Annotated in this window: 22 protein-coding genes and 1 riboswitch; of the genes, 19 read left to right on the top strand and 3 right to left on the bottom strand. The window is 68.0% G+C overall.

Annotated elements, in window-relative coordinates:
* Positions 1–128: riboswitch (FMN riboswitch) on the bottom strand.
* A gap of 310 nt (positions 129–438) precedes the next feature.
* The 3 genes from AB0Q99_RS02345 to AB0Q99_RS02355 all read right to left on the bottom strand — a co-directional run bounded on the left by AB0Q99_RS02345 (position 439) and on the right by AB0Q99_RS02355 (position 2,842).
* Entirely contained in the window at positions 439–2,022 is a 1,584-nt protein-coding gene (locus AB0Q99_RS02345) for a recombinase family protein (RefSeq protein WP_363567587.1), read from the bottom strand.
* 96 nt (positions 2,023–2,118) lie between these two features.
* Positions 2,119–2,397, bottom strand: coding sequence for a hypothetical protein (locus AB0Q99_RS02350; protein ID WP_363567589.1), 279 nt, complete (start codon positions 2,395–2,397; stop codon positions 2,119–2,121).
* A gap of 4 nt (positions 2,398–2,401) precedes the next feature.
* A complete protein-coding gene (locus AB0Q99_RS02355) occupies positions 2,402–2,842 on the bottom strand; it encodes a hypothetical protein (protein WP_363567591.1) in 441 nt (146 codons plus the stop codon).
* 287 nt (positions 2,843–3,129) lie between these two features.
* On the opposite strand from AB0Q99_RS02355, the gene AB0Q99_RS02360 reads away from it, so the two are divergent.
* From AB0Q99_RS02360 to AB0Q99_RS02450, 19 genes are all read left to right on the top strand, one after another.
* Positions 3,130–3,384: a helix-turn-helix transcriptional regulator gene (locus AB0Q99_RS02360; RefSeq protein WP_363567593.1), complete on the top strand. Its 255-nt coding sequence runs from the start codon at positions 3,130–3,132 to the stop codon at positions 3,382–3,384.
* The gene (locus AB0Q99_RS02365) at positions 3,381–3,617 is read left to right on the top strand and encodes a hypothetical protein (RefSeq protein ID WP_363567594.1); all 237 of its coding nucleotides are present in this window, start codon (positions 3,381–3,383) and stop codon (positions 3,615–3,617) included. The genes AB0Q99_RS02360 and AB0Q99_RS02365 overlap by 4 nt, the downstream gene beginning before the upstream one ends.
* 93 nt (positions 3,618–3,710) lie before the next feature.
* Entirely contained in the window at positions 3,711–4,055 is a 345-nt protein-coding gene (locus tag AB0Q99_RS02370) for a hypothetical protein (RefSeq protein WP_363567596.1), read from the top strand.
* On the top strand, positions 4,052–4,375 hold the full coding sequence (locus tag AB0Q99_RS02375) for a hypothetical protein (protein WP_363567598.1): 324 nt from the start codon (positions 4,052–4,054) through the stop codon (positions 4,373–4,375). The genes AB0Q99_RS02370 and AB0Q99_RS02375 overlap by 4 nt, the downstream gene beginning before the upstream one ends.
* On the top strand, positions 4,375–4,818 hold the full coding sequence (locus tag AB0Q99_RS02380; RefSeq protein ID WP_363567600.1) for a hypothetical protein: 444 nt from the start codon (positions 4,375–4,377) through the stop codon (positions 4,816–4,818). Before AB0Q99_RS02375 ends, AB0Q99_RS02380 begins: the two co-directional genes overlap by 1 nt.
* The gene (locus AB0Q99_RS02385; RefSeq protein ID WP_363567602.1) at positions 4,815–5,732 is read left to right on the top strand and encodes a hypothetical protein; all 918 of its coding nucleotides are present in this window, start codon (positions 4,815–4,817) and stop codon (positions 5,730–5,732) included. The genes AB0Q99_RS02380 and AB0Q99_RS02385 overlap by 4 nt, the downstream gene beginning before the upstream one ends.
* Positions 5,732–6,823 carry a hypothetical protein gene (locus tag AB0Q99_RS02390; protein WP_363567604.1) on the top strand — a complete coding sequence of 364 codons (1,092 nt, stop codon included), beginning with the start codon at positions 5,732–5,734 and terminating at the stop codon, positions 6,821–6,823. The genes AB0Q99_RS02385 and AB0Q99_RS02390 overlap by 1 nt, the downstream gene beginning before the upstream one ends.
* A 79-nt stretch (positions 6,824–6,902) precedes the next feature.
* The gene (locus AB0Q99_RS02395) at positions 6,903–7,751 is read left to right on the top strand and encodes an exonuclease domain-containing protein (RefSeq protein ID WP_363567606.1); all 849 of its coding nucleotides are present in this window, start codon (positions 6,903–6,905) and stop codon (positions 7,749–7,751) included.
* The gene (locus AB0Q99_RS02400; protein ID WP_363567608.1) at positions 7,748–8,008 is read left to right on the top strand and encodes a LuxR C-terminal-related transcriptional regulator; all 261 of its coding nucleotides are present in this window, start codon (positions 7,748–7,750) and stop codon (positions 8,006–8,008) included. Before AB0Q99_RS02395 ends, AB0Q99_RS02400 begins: the two co-directional genes overlap by 4 nt.
* Positions 7,998–8,444, top strand: coding sequence for a hypothetical protein (locus AB0Q99_RS02405; RefSeq protein ID WP_363567609.1), 447 nt, complete (start codon positions 7,998–8,000; stop codon positions 8,442–8,444). The genes AB0Q99_RS02400 and AB0Q99_RS02405 overlap by 11 nt, the downstream gene beginning before the upstream one ends.
* Positions 8,441–8,629: a hypothetical protein gene (locus AB0Q99_RS02410; protein WP_363567611.1), complete on the top strand. Its 189-nt coding sequence runs from the start codon at positions 8,441–8,443 to the stop codon at positions 8,627–8,629. The genes AB0Q99_RS02405 and AB0Q99_RS02410 overlap by 4 nt, the downstream gene beginning before the upstream one ends.
* Complete coding sequence (locus AB0Q99_RS02415) at positions 8,622–9,230, top strand: hypothetical protein (RefSeq protein WP_363567612.1); 609 nt, start codon at positions 8,622–8,624, stop codon at positions 9,228–9,230. Before AB0Q99_RS02410 ends, AB0Q99_RS02415 begins: the two co-directional genes overlap by 8 nt.
* Positions 9,227–9,499 carry a WhiB family transcriptional regulator gene (locus AB0Q99_RS02420; RefSeq protein ID WP_363567614.1) on the top strand — a complete coding sequence of 91 codons (273 nt, stop codon included), beginning with the start codon at positions 9,227–9,229 and terminating at the stop codon, positions 9,497–9,499. Before AB0Q99_RS02415 ends, AB0Q99_RS02420 begins: the two co-directional genes overlap by 4 nt.
* A gap of 147 nt (positions 9,500–9,646) precedes the next feature.
* Positions 9,647–10,117 (top strand): single-stranded DNA-binding protein, encoded by a 471-nt coding sequence (ssb, locus tag AB0Q99_RS02425; protein ID WP_363567616.1) that lies wholly within the window; start codon positions 9,647–9,649, stop codon positions 10,115–10,117.
* Positions 10,118–10,189: 72 nt separating this feature from the next.
* A complete protein-coding gene (locus tag AB0Q99_RS02430) occupies positions 10,190–10,756 on the top strand; it encodes a hypothetical protein (RefSeq protein ID WP_363567618.1) in 567 nt (188 codons plus the stop codon).
* Positions 10,753–11,811, top strand: a complete 1,059-nt coding sequence (locus AB0Q99_RS02435; RefSeq protein ID WP_363567620.1) for a hypothetical protein — start codon at positions 10,753–10,755, stop codon at positions 11,809–11,811. The genes AB0Q99_RS02430 and AB0Q99_RS02435 overlap by 4 nt, the downstream gene beginning before the upstream one ends.
* Positions 11,812–11,876: 65 nt before the next feature.
* Positions 11,877–12,326: an HNH endonuclease gene (locus AB0Q99_RS02440; RefSeq protein ID WP_363567622.1), complete on the top strand. Its 450-nt coding sequence runs from the start codon at positions 11,877–11,879 to the stop codon at positions 12,324–12,326.
* The gene (locus tag AB0Q99_RS02445; RefSeq protein ID WP_363567624.1) at positions 12,326–13,255 is read left to right on the top strand and encodes a hypothetical protein; all 930 of its coding nucleotides are present in this window, start codon (positions 12,326–12,328) and stop codon (positions 13,253–13,255) included. Before AB0Q99_RS02440 ends, AB0Q99_RS02445 begins: the two co-directional genes overlap by 1 nt.
* Positions 13,255–14,028, top strand: a complete 774-nt coding sequence (locus AB0Q99_RS02450) for a hypothetical protein (RefSeq protein WP_363567625.1) — start codon at positions 13,255–13,257, stop codon at positions 14,026–14,028. The genes AB0Q99_RS02445 and AB0Q99_RS02450 overlap by 1 nt, the downstream gene beginning before the upstream one ends.
* The last annotated feature ends 194 nt before the right edge of the window (positions 14,029–14,222 follow it).

Raw genomic sequence — 14,222 nt, forward strand, 5'->3', positions numbered from 1 at the left:
CGCGCACGCCTCCCATCCGGACTTTAACCGTCGGTCCAGGAATTTCACCTGGTCAACCGGCCGCTGGCTGCGGACGGGTCGCGGACTGTAACCGCCGGTTCGGATTTTCACCGACCCCGGAGTGCGCTGAACGTCACTGCTGTTGCCGTCATTCTGCCACGGTCGACGCAAGCGCAGGGAGTGGCTTTCACTGTGGTCTGTTTCACGGACTTGCGGGGAATGCGCGGCGGGGTGCTACGCGCTGGTTCCGGGATTCCCCGGTGTGGTGGCGGTAGTCGTCCGGTGACGGTGGGGGCGGTCCGGTGGTGGAGGGAGCCGTCTGGTGGCGGAGGGGCGCGGCGGGGGTGACGCTGGTAGGTGGGGTCCTGCCGGTGGCGCACCGAAGCTACGGAGGCGAGCGCGATGACGAAGTTCATGGACAATGACCCTTCTAAAGCACTACCACGCCTCAACGATCACAATCTGCCGCTCTCCAGTCACGACAATCTGGCCGATGACCCGCCTGAGCAGGGCGTTCATCCGCTGCGGCGGGATGGTCAACCACTCCTCCAGTAGACCTTCGGCCACCGCCGCGGCGGACGCCTGGCTGATGGGGCCGGAGCCACTTCGACCGCCAGCCTCGACTGCTTCGAGCTTGCCCCGAGCCTCAGCCTTCTCGTCCCTCAGGGCGAGAAGCGTCTTCTGGTGGGCGCTGGCGAGGGTGCCGTCATGATCATCATCATCGAGCATGGCGAAGAGCTGCATCTGGCGGGCGATCGCCCGGTCGATCTTGGAGATCCGGGCCTCAAGATCCGCCTTGGGGTCCGAAGCGACGGACAGCCGTCGAAGCTCCCGCTCCTTCGCTGCGTCCGCAGCCTGGCTGGCGCTGGCCTCAACCTCGTCAAGGAGATCTTGAAGCCAACTCTTCACCGCAGTGAGCAACGCCTTCTCGGACATGGTGATGCCCTTGCAGACGGCCAGACCCTGCCGGTGACGGGTACCGCATTGGTGCGAGACGAACCCCCGCCGACCGCCTCTGGACCGCGTCGTGCTGCCGCTGCAAATACCGCAGCGGACCAAGCCGGACAGCGGGTGAACCGCCGCTCGCGCCCGTGGTGGTGTGACGGCCACTTGCTTTCGCCGCTGCCGGTACAGCTCCCAGGTCTCCTCCGAGATGATCGCTGGGTGCTGCATCGTGGGATGCCTCACGAGGATGTGGCGCGGGCACTTGTCGTCGTAGGGGACTCTGCACTCGGGATCGTGGATCCGTAGATACCCTGCGGCGAATCCGGTGTCCAGGTAGAACTTGATTGACGCCGTCGACCATGGGTTCCCTCGGACGGTCCGAATGCCGGCACGGTTAAGGGTCTCGCAGAGCTGCAGGAAGCCTTCACCGTCGATGTAGCGCTGGTACAGGTCCGCCACTAGAGGTGCGGTCCTCGGGTCCAGCTCGTAGCGTTCGTCTTGGAGCTTCACGGACCCGTCCGGACGGTATGTCTTTCGCGGATGCCAGATATATCCGAGTCGCTGTCCGCCGGTCGCCGGCAGGCCCTGGTTGCGGCGCCATGCATGAGTCTCGCGCCACTGTGTCCCAGCCCGCTCGGACTCGTAGGCGTTGAACTCCATCATGACGCCGCGCTGCAGACGCCCCTCTGCGGTAGTGGTGTCAAAGTTTTCAGTGGCGGAGACGAGTTGCCCGCCGGCCGCTTCGAGGCGATCGATGTTGAGGATGCATCCACTGCGGCTACGCCCGAACCTGCTGTACTTCCAGACTGCGATGACCTGCGCTTCGCCCGCTTCAATCCGTTCGATCACGCGCATAATGCGGCGCTTGAAGTTTCGGCCGGTCTTGTCAAGATCTTCGACCCAGTCGATGGTCTTGTGTCCGGTGCGGGCTGCCCATTCCTCAATGGCCTTGCGCTGCAGCTCGGGTGAGATCATCTCCTCGCGCGCAAGGCTGACCCTGATGTAGCCGATCGCTGGAATCAGCTCTTCGTTGCCGCGCCCCTGCTGCGGGGGGATGAGAGCGTTGGAAGTTGCCATGTATCCGTCCCCTGTGAAACGAGGACGCCGCCTCGGCATCCGGAGTCTGAGCTCGCGGGCCGGGCGGCGTTCCTGATGCGACTACAGATCGTACGTCTAGCCGTTACTGTTCGTCGGCGACTTCTGGTCGAGTTGACGCTCTCGGATGAGATCGAGAGCCAGCACCAGGGCTTCTGCCTGGATCCGTTCACGCACCCGGTTCTGAGTGACGGCAACTGCGACCAGTGGCACCACTCCTAGCAGCGTTGCCGCGAGCCCGTAGGGCTCAACGGCGGTTGTGTCGGTAGCCACCCCCGCGGTGGTGGTGACCAGTCCTACGGCCGTCACAAGCGTTGCGCCGATCGGCAACGTCTTGAGGGAGAGTGACGGCAGCATACGTTCACCTCTTCGCAGACAGTCCACCCGTTTGCGATTGGCTGATCGTACCGCTCTTGGGGGTCTCGGCGAAGGTATTCGCCATCGACTCGACGGTTTCTACGAAGAGATGTCGTCGCTCTTCGGGGATCCCGAACTTTCGGGCGACGTCGTAGAGGTCGAGGTCTGCGGGGCTGGCTACCTGAGCGTCCGGGATGTCGTCAGCCTGGAGGGTGCCGGAACGCACGAGCATCTCGTGGAGGGGGATGCCGAGGACGCGGGCCCAGGCGCGCTGACTGTCGATGGACGGGCGGACTTCGCCGCGGAAGGCGCGCCCTGTCTGCCCCCGGTCGGTGCCGGCGGCTTTGGCGAGAGCTGAGAGGCCTCCGCGGGTTTCGATGTCGTAGCCGGCAGCGGCGGCTTTGGTACGCAGCCAGTCGGCGAACTCCTGGAGCTGGTCGTCCATGGGGGTGGCGCCTCCTTCGCTGATGTGTGGGCCCACGGTTGATGCTATCGGTCCCGAGCGGACGGGTTTAGCCGTGTGCGCGCACATCATTGCAGGCCAGTGGCCTCGACGTTACTTGACCTGGGCAGGGCAAGGATGTCGGGCACCGCATCTTCACGCCAGGGGGGTACGTCAGTTTCTCGCCGAGGCTGTGCACACACCCGGTTTGGGCGTATGGTTGATGTGCGAGCACACGGAATGTGTGTCCGCACCCACACTGTCCTGCGCAAACAGGGAGGTGAATCCCCATGCCTGCAAAGCTCCGCTTCAACACTGCGGCTCTCAAGACCGCTGCGACTCAGGCCCGACACGTCCGCAGCAACGGGCAGCTCCGCCTCGCAACCATCAGTCGCCACGCCGGCATCGACCCGTCCGTCCTCAGCCGCGTCACACGACACGAAAATGGGCCGGATCTCGCCACGGTGTTCTTCCTGGCGAAGGCCTATCAGATGACTGTCGAGGATCTCCTCGTCGTTGTCGGCCTCGGCGAGGCTGCCGCATGAACCGAACCCGCGAGCAGGCCATCGCTGCGGCCGGACAGATCCTGGCCGCCGCACGGGTCGAACGAGACGCGCTGACACCCGAAGAGGCGGCCCTGGCCGCCTGGTTCCCGGGCCACGAACTCGGAACCGTCGATGCGATACGGGACTTGATCGTGAAGCAGCGGGCGAGGGCCGCGAAGGAATCTCCTCGCACTGCGTCGACCCCCACCATCTCGCTGCCTGCTGCCGCATAGCGGTAGCTGCGGCCTAAGGCCGGGCTGCGGGTGGTGGCTAGACCACCCCAGCCCTACGGCCCCACCCACAACACAGCAAAGAGGAGGAAGGCCGTGACCACACAGCCTACCCGCATCAGGAACCACACAACCTTGCTCGGCCAGACGATGGCCCTGCTAGCGATCCAGACCGAGCACCCCGAACTTGCCGACCTCGGCTCCGTCGAGTGGCAGGTGAGCACCCTGGGACTGCTGTCCTGCTACGTCCAGGCGGAAGACGGCGAGGCCGTCGCCGACGCGTACCAGCAGGTGCTGGGCGGCGTGGTGGAGGAACCGTTGCCGTTCGCCCGGAAGGACGAGCCGATGGAGGTCCGGTACCTCGACACGGTATGGCGGGACGCGCGGGTCCAGATCCGCGTGGCCTCGCCGGCCCCGGCTCGACTGGCGGTGGCGTCGTGAGCACCGTGACGGACCTGCGGACGGTCAGCACCGAGACCGAGATCGTCGTGGACGGCGAGCTGCTGTGGGTGTCGCCCGGGCGGAACGAACACGGCCGGTACTGGGCCTTGTCCACGCCGTCCGAGGTGCCGGCAGGGGTAGTGACCGAGGCTCTTGACGGCTCTGCCGACGCCGTCGTCAAGACCGTGGCCTGGCACGGCAAGTCGGTACAGGAAGCCGCCTGTTGGGTGGTAGCGGCCCTGCGCGGGGAACTGACCTGCCCGTGCGGTTGCAGCCAGCCCATTCACCAGCACGACACGAAGACGAAGGGGCGGGCGTGATGGCCGACTTCTCGAACCCGGGGGCCCGGCGGGCGGCTCGTCTGCTGGCTCAGAACTACGGCGTCCCGCTGGCCCGCACCGTCACGGCTTTGCTCGACCGTGAGGGCCTGCTGGCCCGGGCGGGGGCCCGGATCAACGCCGCGTTCCCGGTGTGGGTGCGGCGCCGGGAGTTGGGCGTGGAGCTTGATGTGACGCGGTTGGTGTCCGCGTTGCTGGTGTCGCTCGCCTCCGAGGCCTCCGGGGACCCGGAGGGTGTCGGTCAGGAGTTGGCGGACCTGTACGTGGCTCCGGAGCTGGAGCGTGACGAGCGGGTTCAGGCTCTGCTGGACCGGCTGGGTGGCGCGACGATGCTGCTGTCGTGCGGTGCTGCCGAGGATCTCGCGGCGCGGCTGCTGGCCGCGATGGGGAGTCACGTTCCGCAGCAGCGCGAGGGGGCGGCGTGACGATCACTGTGCCGGCCGGGGCTCAGGCCCCGGCCGCCGGGCGGCGGAAGAAGCCGGCGGTCGCACTCACAGGCCCGGACCGTATCCCCAGGCCGTCGCAGGGCTGGTACCGCAACCCGGTCACCGGCGACAAGCTCCGCCGGGTCACCACGATCCTCGACCAAGGCGAGCCAAACCCGGCGCTCATGTTCTGGTCCGCCAACCACACCGCGCGGCTAGCCATCGACAGCCTGCCTCGACTACTCGCCAACTCGCGCACCAGCGAAGAGCGCGAGGAGTCCTACGACTGGCTGCGCAAGGGGCACGTCCGCATGAAGGACGAGAGGGCCGATGTCGGCGGTGCCGTGCACCGAGTCATCGAGTCGACCATCCTCGGCACACCGATGCCCATGGACATCGTGAACGACCCGGAGCTCGCGGCGTACCTGCGGCACTTCCAGGCGTTCGTCCGTGACTGGGAGATCGTGTTCGAGGCGTCGGAGATGGTCGTCGCGAACCCGGACGAGGGGTACGCCGGCACCCTCGACTTCCTCTTCTACAGCCGCCTCATCGCCCGCCTCCTAGGAGTCCCCTCCGAAACGCTCTTCAAGGGCGACACCAAGACCGGCGGGGAGCTCGACAAGAAGGGCGTTTACCCCAAGGCCGCCCTACAGATGGCCGCGTACCGGCGGGCGCAGGTCTGCTGGCTGCGCAGCGGAGAGCAGATCCCGATGCCAGCTGTGCACTCGACGGGGATCGTCCTGCACCTGCGGCCCGAGGGTTACCGGGTCATTCCGCTGGAGTGCGGCGACGCGGTCTTCGATGCCTTTCTGCAGGTGAAGAAGGTTGCCGACTGGACGTCAGGCCTCTCGAAGACCGTCATCGGTTCAGCACTGCAGCTCCCCACCCTCGACACGACGAAGGCAGCCGCCTGATGGCCGGACGAATCCTCACCATGCAACGGCAAGCCCGCGAACTCGGCCGGCTTCGCTCCGGCTGGAATAACGGCACGAGGCCGATCAAGTCCGACACGTGGATCGTCACCTCGCACGCCCCGCACTACCTGGAGGCCGCCGCAGGTCTGTGGGGCGGGAAGGTCGAGAAGTGGCAGCCGCTCGGCGGCGGACCGGCGCAGTGGCGGGTCATCACCAAGGCGACGTCCATCGACGCCATCCTGCCCCCCGGCGACCCGCTGTCGCAGGCGAACGAGCTCTGGTCGAAGGGTGGCTGCGCGCGTCGCTGCGACGGCGTGACGGAGCAGCTTTCCGACAGGCCGTGTCTGTGCCTGGCGCAGCACGGCGAGGCCTGGTTCGAGCGGAAGAAGGGGACGGTGTGCGCTCCGACGACCCGGCTCAACGTGATGCTCCCGGACCTGCCCGACTTGGGCGTGTGGCGGATGGAGACCCACGGCTACTACGCAGCGAACGAAATCGCCGGGCAGATCGACATGCTGCTGTCGGCGACTGGCGGCAAGGCGCTGGTGCCGGTGTCGCTGCGCATCGAGCCGCGGCGCCGGGTCGCGAACGGGGAGACGAAGAACTTCCCGGTGATCGTGGTTGAGGTGCGCGGCATGACGGCCCGGCAGGCCTTGGCCGGGGAGGTGCCGAAGATCGAGGTTGAGGCCGGCGGCGCCACGCAGCGGACGGCTATCGAGAGCGGCCCGAAGACCACCTCCGCGAAGGCGGCTGGCCCGTCGAAGGACTTCCTCACGCTCGCGCAGCAGGCAGCCAGCACCGATGCGGTGGCCGCGCTGATCGAGGAGGCCGCCCGGGAGGGCGCGCCCGAGGGCTACCTCAAGCAGCTCCGGGCAATTGAGGAAGCCAGGGCCGAGGTCATCGAGCCCGAGATCGTCAACGAGAACGACCCGATGGAGATCTGGCAGCAGGTCCTCTCAGCGGCCGGCACGCGCGGCTGGTCCATGGACCAGACGGAGGAGCGATTCGCCGAGTTCTCCGGCGGCACGATGCCCGGCTCCGCCAGTACCGAGGAACTCCGCCGGTTCCTGGCACATCTTCGAGGCCACTGAACGATGCGGGATCGCGCCCGCCCAAATCGGGCGCGGTCCCGCACCACCCATCATCCCCGACTCCGAAAGGAGCAACGGAATGCACAAGCCCTGGCACCTCAACCGCATGGCCGCCCTCGACTTCGAGGCCAGCGACAAGACCCCAGACACCGCCCGCATCGTGTCGTGTGCGCTCATCCACCTCGGCGGCGGCATGCCGACCGAGCACCGCACCTGGCTGGTCAACCCCGGAGTCGCCCAGGAACCCGACGCGATCGCCGTCCACGGGCTCACCGACGAGTACCTCGCCGAGCACGGCATGCCCGCCGACCGGGCCGTCACCGAGATCGCGCAGGCCGTTGCCGAAGCCGCTGGCGTCGGCATCCCGCTCGTCGGCCACAACATCGGCAGCTACGACCTCACACTCCTCGACCGGGAAATGCGCCGTCACCACGGCGCCGGACTGGAGGAGATCACCGGCCCGCTGACCCGAGTCATCGACACGATGACGCTCGACCGGCACGCCGCCCCGTACCGTCGCCGCGTCGCCGCGACGCAGGGCCCGTATCAGCTGCGCACGACCGTGGAAACGTACGGGCAAGACAACGTGCTGGCGTGGGACGAGGAGCAGGCCCACGGCGCCGAGTACGACGCCCACAAGGCGGCGCAGGTCGCGTGGGTCATGGGCGTCATCGCCCACAAGCCTGCCGCCGAGCGGCCGCACTGGGTAGCGGAGTTGAGGAACCGGCGCGGCCCGTACGACCGGTTCGACGACCTCGCGTGCGACATCGACGAGTTGCACCGGCGACAGGTCGGCTGGGCAGCTCGGGACGCCGCGTCGCTGCAGTCGTGGCTCCGCTCCGACAAAGCCGGCGAAAAGCGGAACCTCGAGGCGGTCGTGGACGGGTCGTGGCCGCTGCGCCCTTTGCCGATGGCGGTGGCGTCGTGAGCAGGAAACATCGCGGACGCGACAAGGATCTGCTCACCCCGCTCCAGTCTGCTGTTCTCCTCGGACACGCCCGAGGAGAACAGCCCGGCCAGATCGCCGCCCAGTTGGAGATCGGCGTCCGCGATGTGCGGCTGCACCTGCGAGCCGTCCTCCTCGCGCTCAAGGCCGTGAACGCCACTCACGCCGTCGGGCGCGCCTGCGCCCTCGGCCTTCTCAAGTCCAGCGACATCCTCGAAGGGGAACGCCATGCTTGGTAGATCCAGACGCCGCATAGCCGAGAAGGACGAGCGCATCGCCTGGCTGGAGAGCCGGGTACGGCAGCTCAACCTGGCGCTCGGCGCCACCCGCAACGAGGCCACCGTGAGCTTCGACCGGTCCGAGCGGTTCGCCGACGACATCATCGCCGCCGAGAAGGAACTGACCGCGGCGCGGATCGAGAACGCGACGCTGATTTTCCGGGCAGAGGACTGGGCCGACGCCGCCATCGGCCACGCCGAGCGTCTCGGCCGCGCGCTGCGGGCCTGCGCCCGCTACCGGGCCGAGAACCAGCGCCTGAGCCGTGAACTGCGTTACGCCCGCCGGGACTTCGCCGAACGGCAGATCGCCCTCGAAGACCGACTCCACGCCCTCCAGGACGCCAACGAAAACCACTACCGGACGTCGGCCGCACCGGCTGCCCAGATCGCCGCGTGAACCCCGCCTGCTGCCTGGCCATCCTCTGGTGCACCCACACCGGCGTCAGCACCGTCCAGGCGTACCACCACCTCACCCAGAAACGACCCGTGCTCACCCGATACGCGCTCGCCCTGGCCTTCCTGGCCGGCACCGCCCTCGCCCTCATCACGTACGCCCTCACCGCCTGGAGCACCCGTGACTGACACCGCCCTCCTCCCGCCCCCGGGAGGCACCCTCACCCACGGCCCCACCGTCGTCGGCCTCGACACCAGCCTCACTGCCACCGGCATCGCCTCCTCTCTCGGCTGGTGCGAGACCATCGGCCACACCGACAAGAAGAACCCCATCACCAAGCTCCCCCACCACGAGCGCATCACCGCGATGCGCAAGGTCTCCGCCGCCGTCCTGCTGAACCTCGGACGCCCCGACCTCGTCGTGATGGAAACCCCGGCCCTGTCCCGCACGGGCGGAGGAAGCCACGAACGCGGATGGCTGTGGTGGCGGCTCTACGAGTACCTCACGGACTCCGAGATCCCCGTGGCCCTCATGGACCCGCGCCAGCGCATGCTCTACGCCACCGGCAAAGGCGCAGCCACCAAGTCCGCCGTCGTGGACGCAGTCGCCCGCCGATGGCCCGCCTGGGCGACCGGCGGGGACGACAACCAGGCCGATGCCGTCGTGCTGATGGCCGCGGGTCGGGACTACCTCGACCACCCGATCGCCGTCATGCCGGCCGCGAACAGGGCCGCGCTGACCCGGGCCGTTTGGCCCGACGGGATCCGCGGCACGGGGGCGGTCCGATGAGGTGGGGAGCCCTCGGCGCCTGCTGCGACGAGGAAATCGACGGCGACCTCTTCTACCCCGTCTCCTACACCAGCCCCGAGGGCAGGGACCAGGTCGAGGAGGCTCGCAAGGTCTGCGGGCGCTGCCCCGTCGCCGCCGCCTGCCTGCAGGACGCCCTTGACAGGGAGGGCCAGAAGGACACCAAGAGCCGGCACGGGATCTGCGGCGGCCGCACCCCCCGTGAGCGCTACCTCCTCAGCAAGACCCGGCGCTTCACGCCCGCAGCATGACCGCCCTGGCCTGGGGTGACCGCCCCCATTGGGCCGCCCAGGCCAAGCCGTGCAGGTACTGCGGCGACCTCACGCATCTTCGCGACGAGGATCGCCGCCCCTCCCACAAGGTCTGCGCCGAGCAGGCCCTCACCGACAAGGACCCGAATGAGCGCGATCATCACCCTCACCGGCCGGCTCGGAGCCGATCCTGAACTGCGGTTCAGCCCGTCCGGCACCCCCGTCGCCCGGCTGTCCGTCGTCACCTCCCGCCGCACCAAGGACGACCAGGGCAACTGGTCAGATGCCGACGTTACCTGGTGGGACTGCACCGCCTTTCGGGCTCTCGCCGAGAACTGCGCGTCCACGCTCGCCAAGGGCATGGCCGTCGTCGCGGTCGGCCGGGCCGTGCAGGAGAACTGGCAGGACAAGGACGGCAACAAGCGCTCGAAGATCGCAGTCAAGCTCGACTCGATTGGCCCCGACCTCACCCACGCCACCGCCCGCGTCGAGAAGACCAAATCCCAGGCGCAGCAGAGCGGTGGCCAGCAACGGCAGACTCGCAACTACGACCCGTGGGCCAGCTCGCCCCAGACGCAGACGCAGGGCGGGTGGGGGGCACCCCAGAGCAACAACTAGGACCAGAGCCACCCGTTCTGATCTCCGGCTGAAGGTCGCCACCCTCACCCCAGCACAACCCAAGGAGCAGCAATGGCCGACGAGTTCAACCTCCGCCAACTCGTCCGCGAGGTCCGCGCCACCAGCACCATGCTCGACCCTCACCTCATCGCAGTCGAGGTCCTGCGCCGCATCAACAACGAAGACCTGCGTACCGCCCTCGCCGAGTGCCTGCCTGCCCTCGTCCGCGAGGAGTACCGGCACACCCGCAACCACGGCACCTTCCCCCACCTCCCGTCGACGCCCACCGCGCCGCTGCGTCCGGTGCAGGCCGTCACGGCAATGGCAGCGCAGCCCGTGCCAGCCAAGCCACGGCCGGCCCGCTCGGCCAAGGTCGCCGCAATACGCGCCGCCGCTCACGCGTGGATGCAAGAAGTCATCCACACCAGCGCCGACCCGCGCGAGTGGAAACGGGTCGGGGACTGCGGCGTCACTGAGCTGATGTTCGCCGCCCAGTCCCGGCGCGAGCAGGCGCGGCGAACGAACGCGAAAGCCGCAGAGTACGAGGCGCTGGCCGAACTGGTCCGCGCACACGGCGTACGGCGGGTCCGAGACCTGCCGGAGTCAGTTCTGCGCGGCGTTGGGGGTGCGGCGGCATGACACTCGTAGAATCCGCAGCAGGCATCGTCAGCGGCCAGGGCGCCGACGGAACCCAACTTCCCAGCGTTTTTGATGAGACCGCCAACTTCCCCGACAGCCTGGGCGCATGCGGCACCTATACAGGTCCCGCCGTCGGGGAGCACAACCCGCCAGCACCGGCCAAACGAGCCGCGTCACCCCTAGATGACGCGCCGGTGCTGGCGCCCGACCCCTGGACCACCAACAACGGTCCTCTCCTCGCGCTGCTCGCTGACGTCCTCGACGACCTCGAACGTACCCGCATCGCCAACGAGAACCGGCTTCGGCAACTTACCCGAGACGCGGAAGACGCCGACGGAGAACTCCGAGGCTTCGGACTCACCACGGACGTGCCCCAGGTCGCGGTCGTTGCCGACCTTGTCGACGCCCTGGGCAAGTTGGAGCACCAGGCCTCGCTGAGTCTCCAGCGAGCCGTGCGTAAGCACCCGCTTGGGCCGTGGGTAAAGGCCACCGTCGGTGTCGGCGAGAAGCAGGGCGCCCGGCTCATTGCCGCCATTGGCGACCCGTACTGGAATACGCTGCACGACAGGCCGCGTCTTGTCTCCGAGTTGTGGGCGTACTGCGGCCTCCACGTTCTCCCCGCCGCCGGCCATGTGTTGCACGGCACCCATGAGAAGCTCGCTGGCGGCGGGGGCAAGCAGGGCGACCCCGACCATAGCCGTAGCGGCATCCATAGCACTCCCGCCGGGGTCGCCCCCACTCGCACCCGCGGGCAGCGCGCCAACTGGTCCACAGCAGCGAAGATGCGCGCCTATCTGGTGGCCGAGTCCTGCATCAAGCAGACCCGCAGTCCCTACCGAGCCGTGTACGACGCCGGCCGCGCCAAGTACGCCGAGGCAGTCCATGAGGTCGAGTGCCGCCAGTGCGGGCCATCCGGCAATCCTGCCCGCGTAGGCACGGCAATCTCCGCCGGACACCAACACGCCCGTGCGATGCGCCTCGTCATGAAGGAGATCCTCAAAGACCTCTGGCACGAATCCCGCCGCCTTCACGGTGCTCCTGACTCCCCCGCCTGATCCCTGGCGCGCCCTACACAGCGTTTCCACGCGCCTGAACTGACCATCGGAAAGAAGCCAGCTCCATGCCATGGTTCAAGATCGACGACGGGTTCCACTGCCACCCCAAAGTCCTGGCGGCAGGCACCCCTGCGATCGGCCTGTACGTCCGCTGCGGGTCATGGGCGGCCCAGCAGACAAGTGCCGGAATCGTTCCGAAGGCCGTCGCGCGCATGTACGGCACACCACGCATGGCTCGGTCGCTGGTGGCGGCCGGCCTGTGGGAGCCCACGGAGATGGGCGACTACCGAATCGTCCCGGCCGGCACGTTCAGCATCGAGAGAGTGCCGCAGTACGCCGAAGGCCAGCGCGAACGGATCTATGGCCGTGACGGGCATCGCTGTGTGACTTGCGGCGCTACCGATGACTTGACCCTCGATCACATCCATCCACGATCCCTAGCCGGATCCGATCGTGACGAGAACCTGCGGACACTGTGCCGCCCCTGCAACAGCCGAAAGGGGGCCCGGGTCTGATGGCCAGGATTCGCACGATCAAGCCCACCTTCTTCACCTCGCTGACGATTGCGGATCTCACCGCGGAGCAGCGGCTGACGTTCATCGGGCTGTGGACACACGTCGACGATGACGGGCGTTGTGTCGACGACCCCCGGCTCATCAAGGCGGCTGTCTGGCCCCTCGACGATCGGTCTGCGGCCGACATCGAGAGCGATCTCAGGGCACTCAGTGAGTCCTCACTGATCGTTCGCTACATCCTCAATCGCAAGCGGTTCATGGCCGTCAGCAACTGGCATGAGCACCAGCGGATCAACCGTCCGACCCCCTCTGAGCTGCCCGACCCCGCGGACTGCGAAATCCAGCCCCCTCCACCCCATCCCACCTGCGGAAATGAGGGCTCCGGGAGCACTCACGCACAGCTCAGTGAGTCCTCATTGCCGGAAAGGAAGGGAAAGGAATGGAAAGGAAGGGAAGGGAACAGGGACGTGTCGCCAACCGGCGAACCGCATGAAGACCCACTCAACGGGGCCGGTGCCGCCGCCGCGGACAAGCCGCGCGGCACGACTCTCACCCCCATCCGCATCGACGTCGAACAGGCCTGCACCCTGCTGGCCGACCTGATCGAGGCCAACGGCAGCCGCCGCCCCACGATCACCCAGCAGTGGCGCGACGAATGCCGCCGCATGATCGACCGCGACGGCGTCCCCCTCGAAGACGTCCTCGGCGCCATTCGCTGGTCCCAAGGCGACCCGTTCTGGTGCAGCAACGTCCTTTCGATGCCCAAACTCCGCAAGCAGTACGACACCCTGCGCCTCCAAGCCCAGCGCGGCCGCGGCACCGCCCTCGCCCCCACCGGCACAAGCGGCCCCCAGCACACCGGAACCGACGCCCGCATCGCGGAGCACTACGCCGTCCTCGCCGAAATGGAAGCGGAAAGGAACCGCTGATGGACCCCTTCGAAGCCGGCAAACTCCTCCTCACCGCTGCTGCTTTCGACAACAGGCGCCCCTCCAAAGCCGCCAACCACGCATGGGCCGCCGCCCTGCACGACGTACCCGCCGACCCCGACGCGTTCGCAGCAGTCGCCAGGTACTACACCGAGCCCACCCAAGACGGCCGCCTCGACGGCAATCGCTGGATTCAGCCCCACCACGTCCGCCAGATCCGCCGCCAGATCCGCGACGAACGCATCCCCGACGGAGCGTTCACCTACCCTCTGCCCGTCGGCCGTGAGACCGGAGCCGAGTTCGTCCAACGTCGCCGCCAGCAGATCGCCGCCATCGCTGACGGCCGCATCGAAGTCGAACCCATCCTGCAGCTCAAAGGCGGGCCGCACCCGACCGTCGCCGATGCCCTGGCCGGCGTGGGCCGCATCCCCGGCCACGTCCGTGAAGCCCTCGCCGAGGCTCTGCCCGGACGGCGGGCACGCGTAGAAGCCCGTGCGCGCGGTGGCGACGATGCCCTTGCGGTCCCGTGTACCTGGTGTCATGCCGAGGCTCAGAAGCCGTGCAAGCGCCGCCGTGCCGCCCGCGGCGATGCTCCCGGCACCTGGTTCCGGCGGGCCGCCCCGCACCCCGGCCGGGTCGACGCGGCGGCCATTGCCGCCCGGCCGTGTTCCATCTGCGGGGCCTCAGTGGGGCTGCCGTGCGTGTGGCCGGACGGCCGGCTTTACGACGGTGTTCACCCCGTCCGTCGGGGTGCTGCGCTGCCTGCGGCGTGACGGGACGTCGTGACTGTCACGGTGTCTGGCTGAGCGTCATGACGTGGCGTCGTTGGCGCCCTCCTTGGAGCCGAATCGGCCATCGAATCCCCCCGGGCACCCTTCAAGGCTTCGCAAACACGGCCCCGCCCGATCACCCCAACCCAACCCCAGCAGGCCGCACACGCCCCCTTCTCTCCCCGATTTGAGGCCAT

This window comes from Kitasatospora sp. NPDC086791, from assembly GCF_040685975.1.
In the GTDB taxonomy this organism is placed as follows: Bacteria; Actinomycetota; Actinomycetes; order Streptomycetales; family Streptomycetaceae; genus Kitasatospora.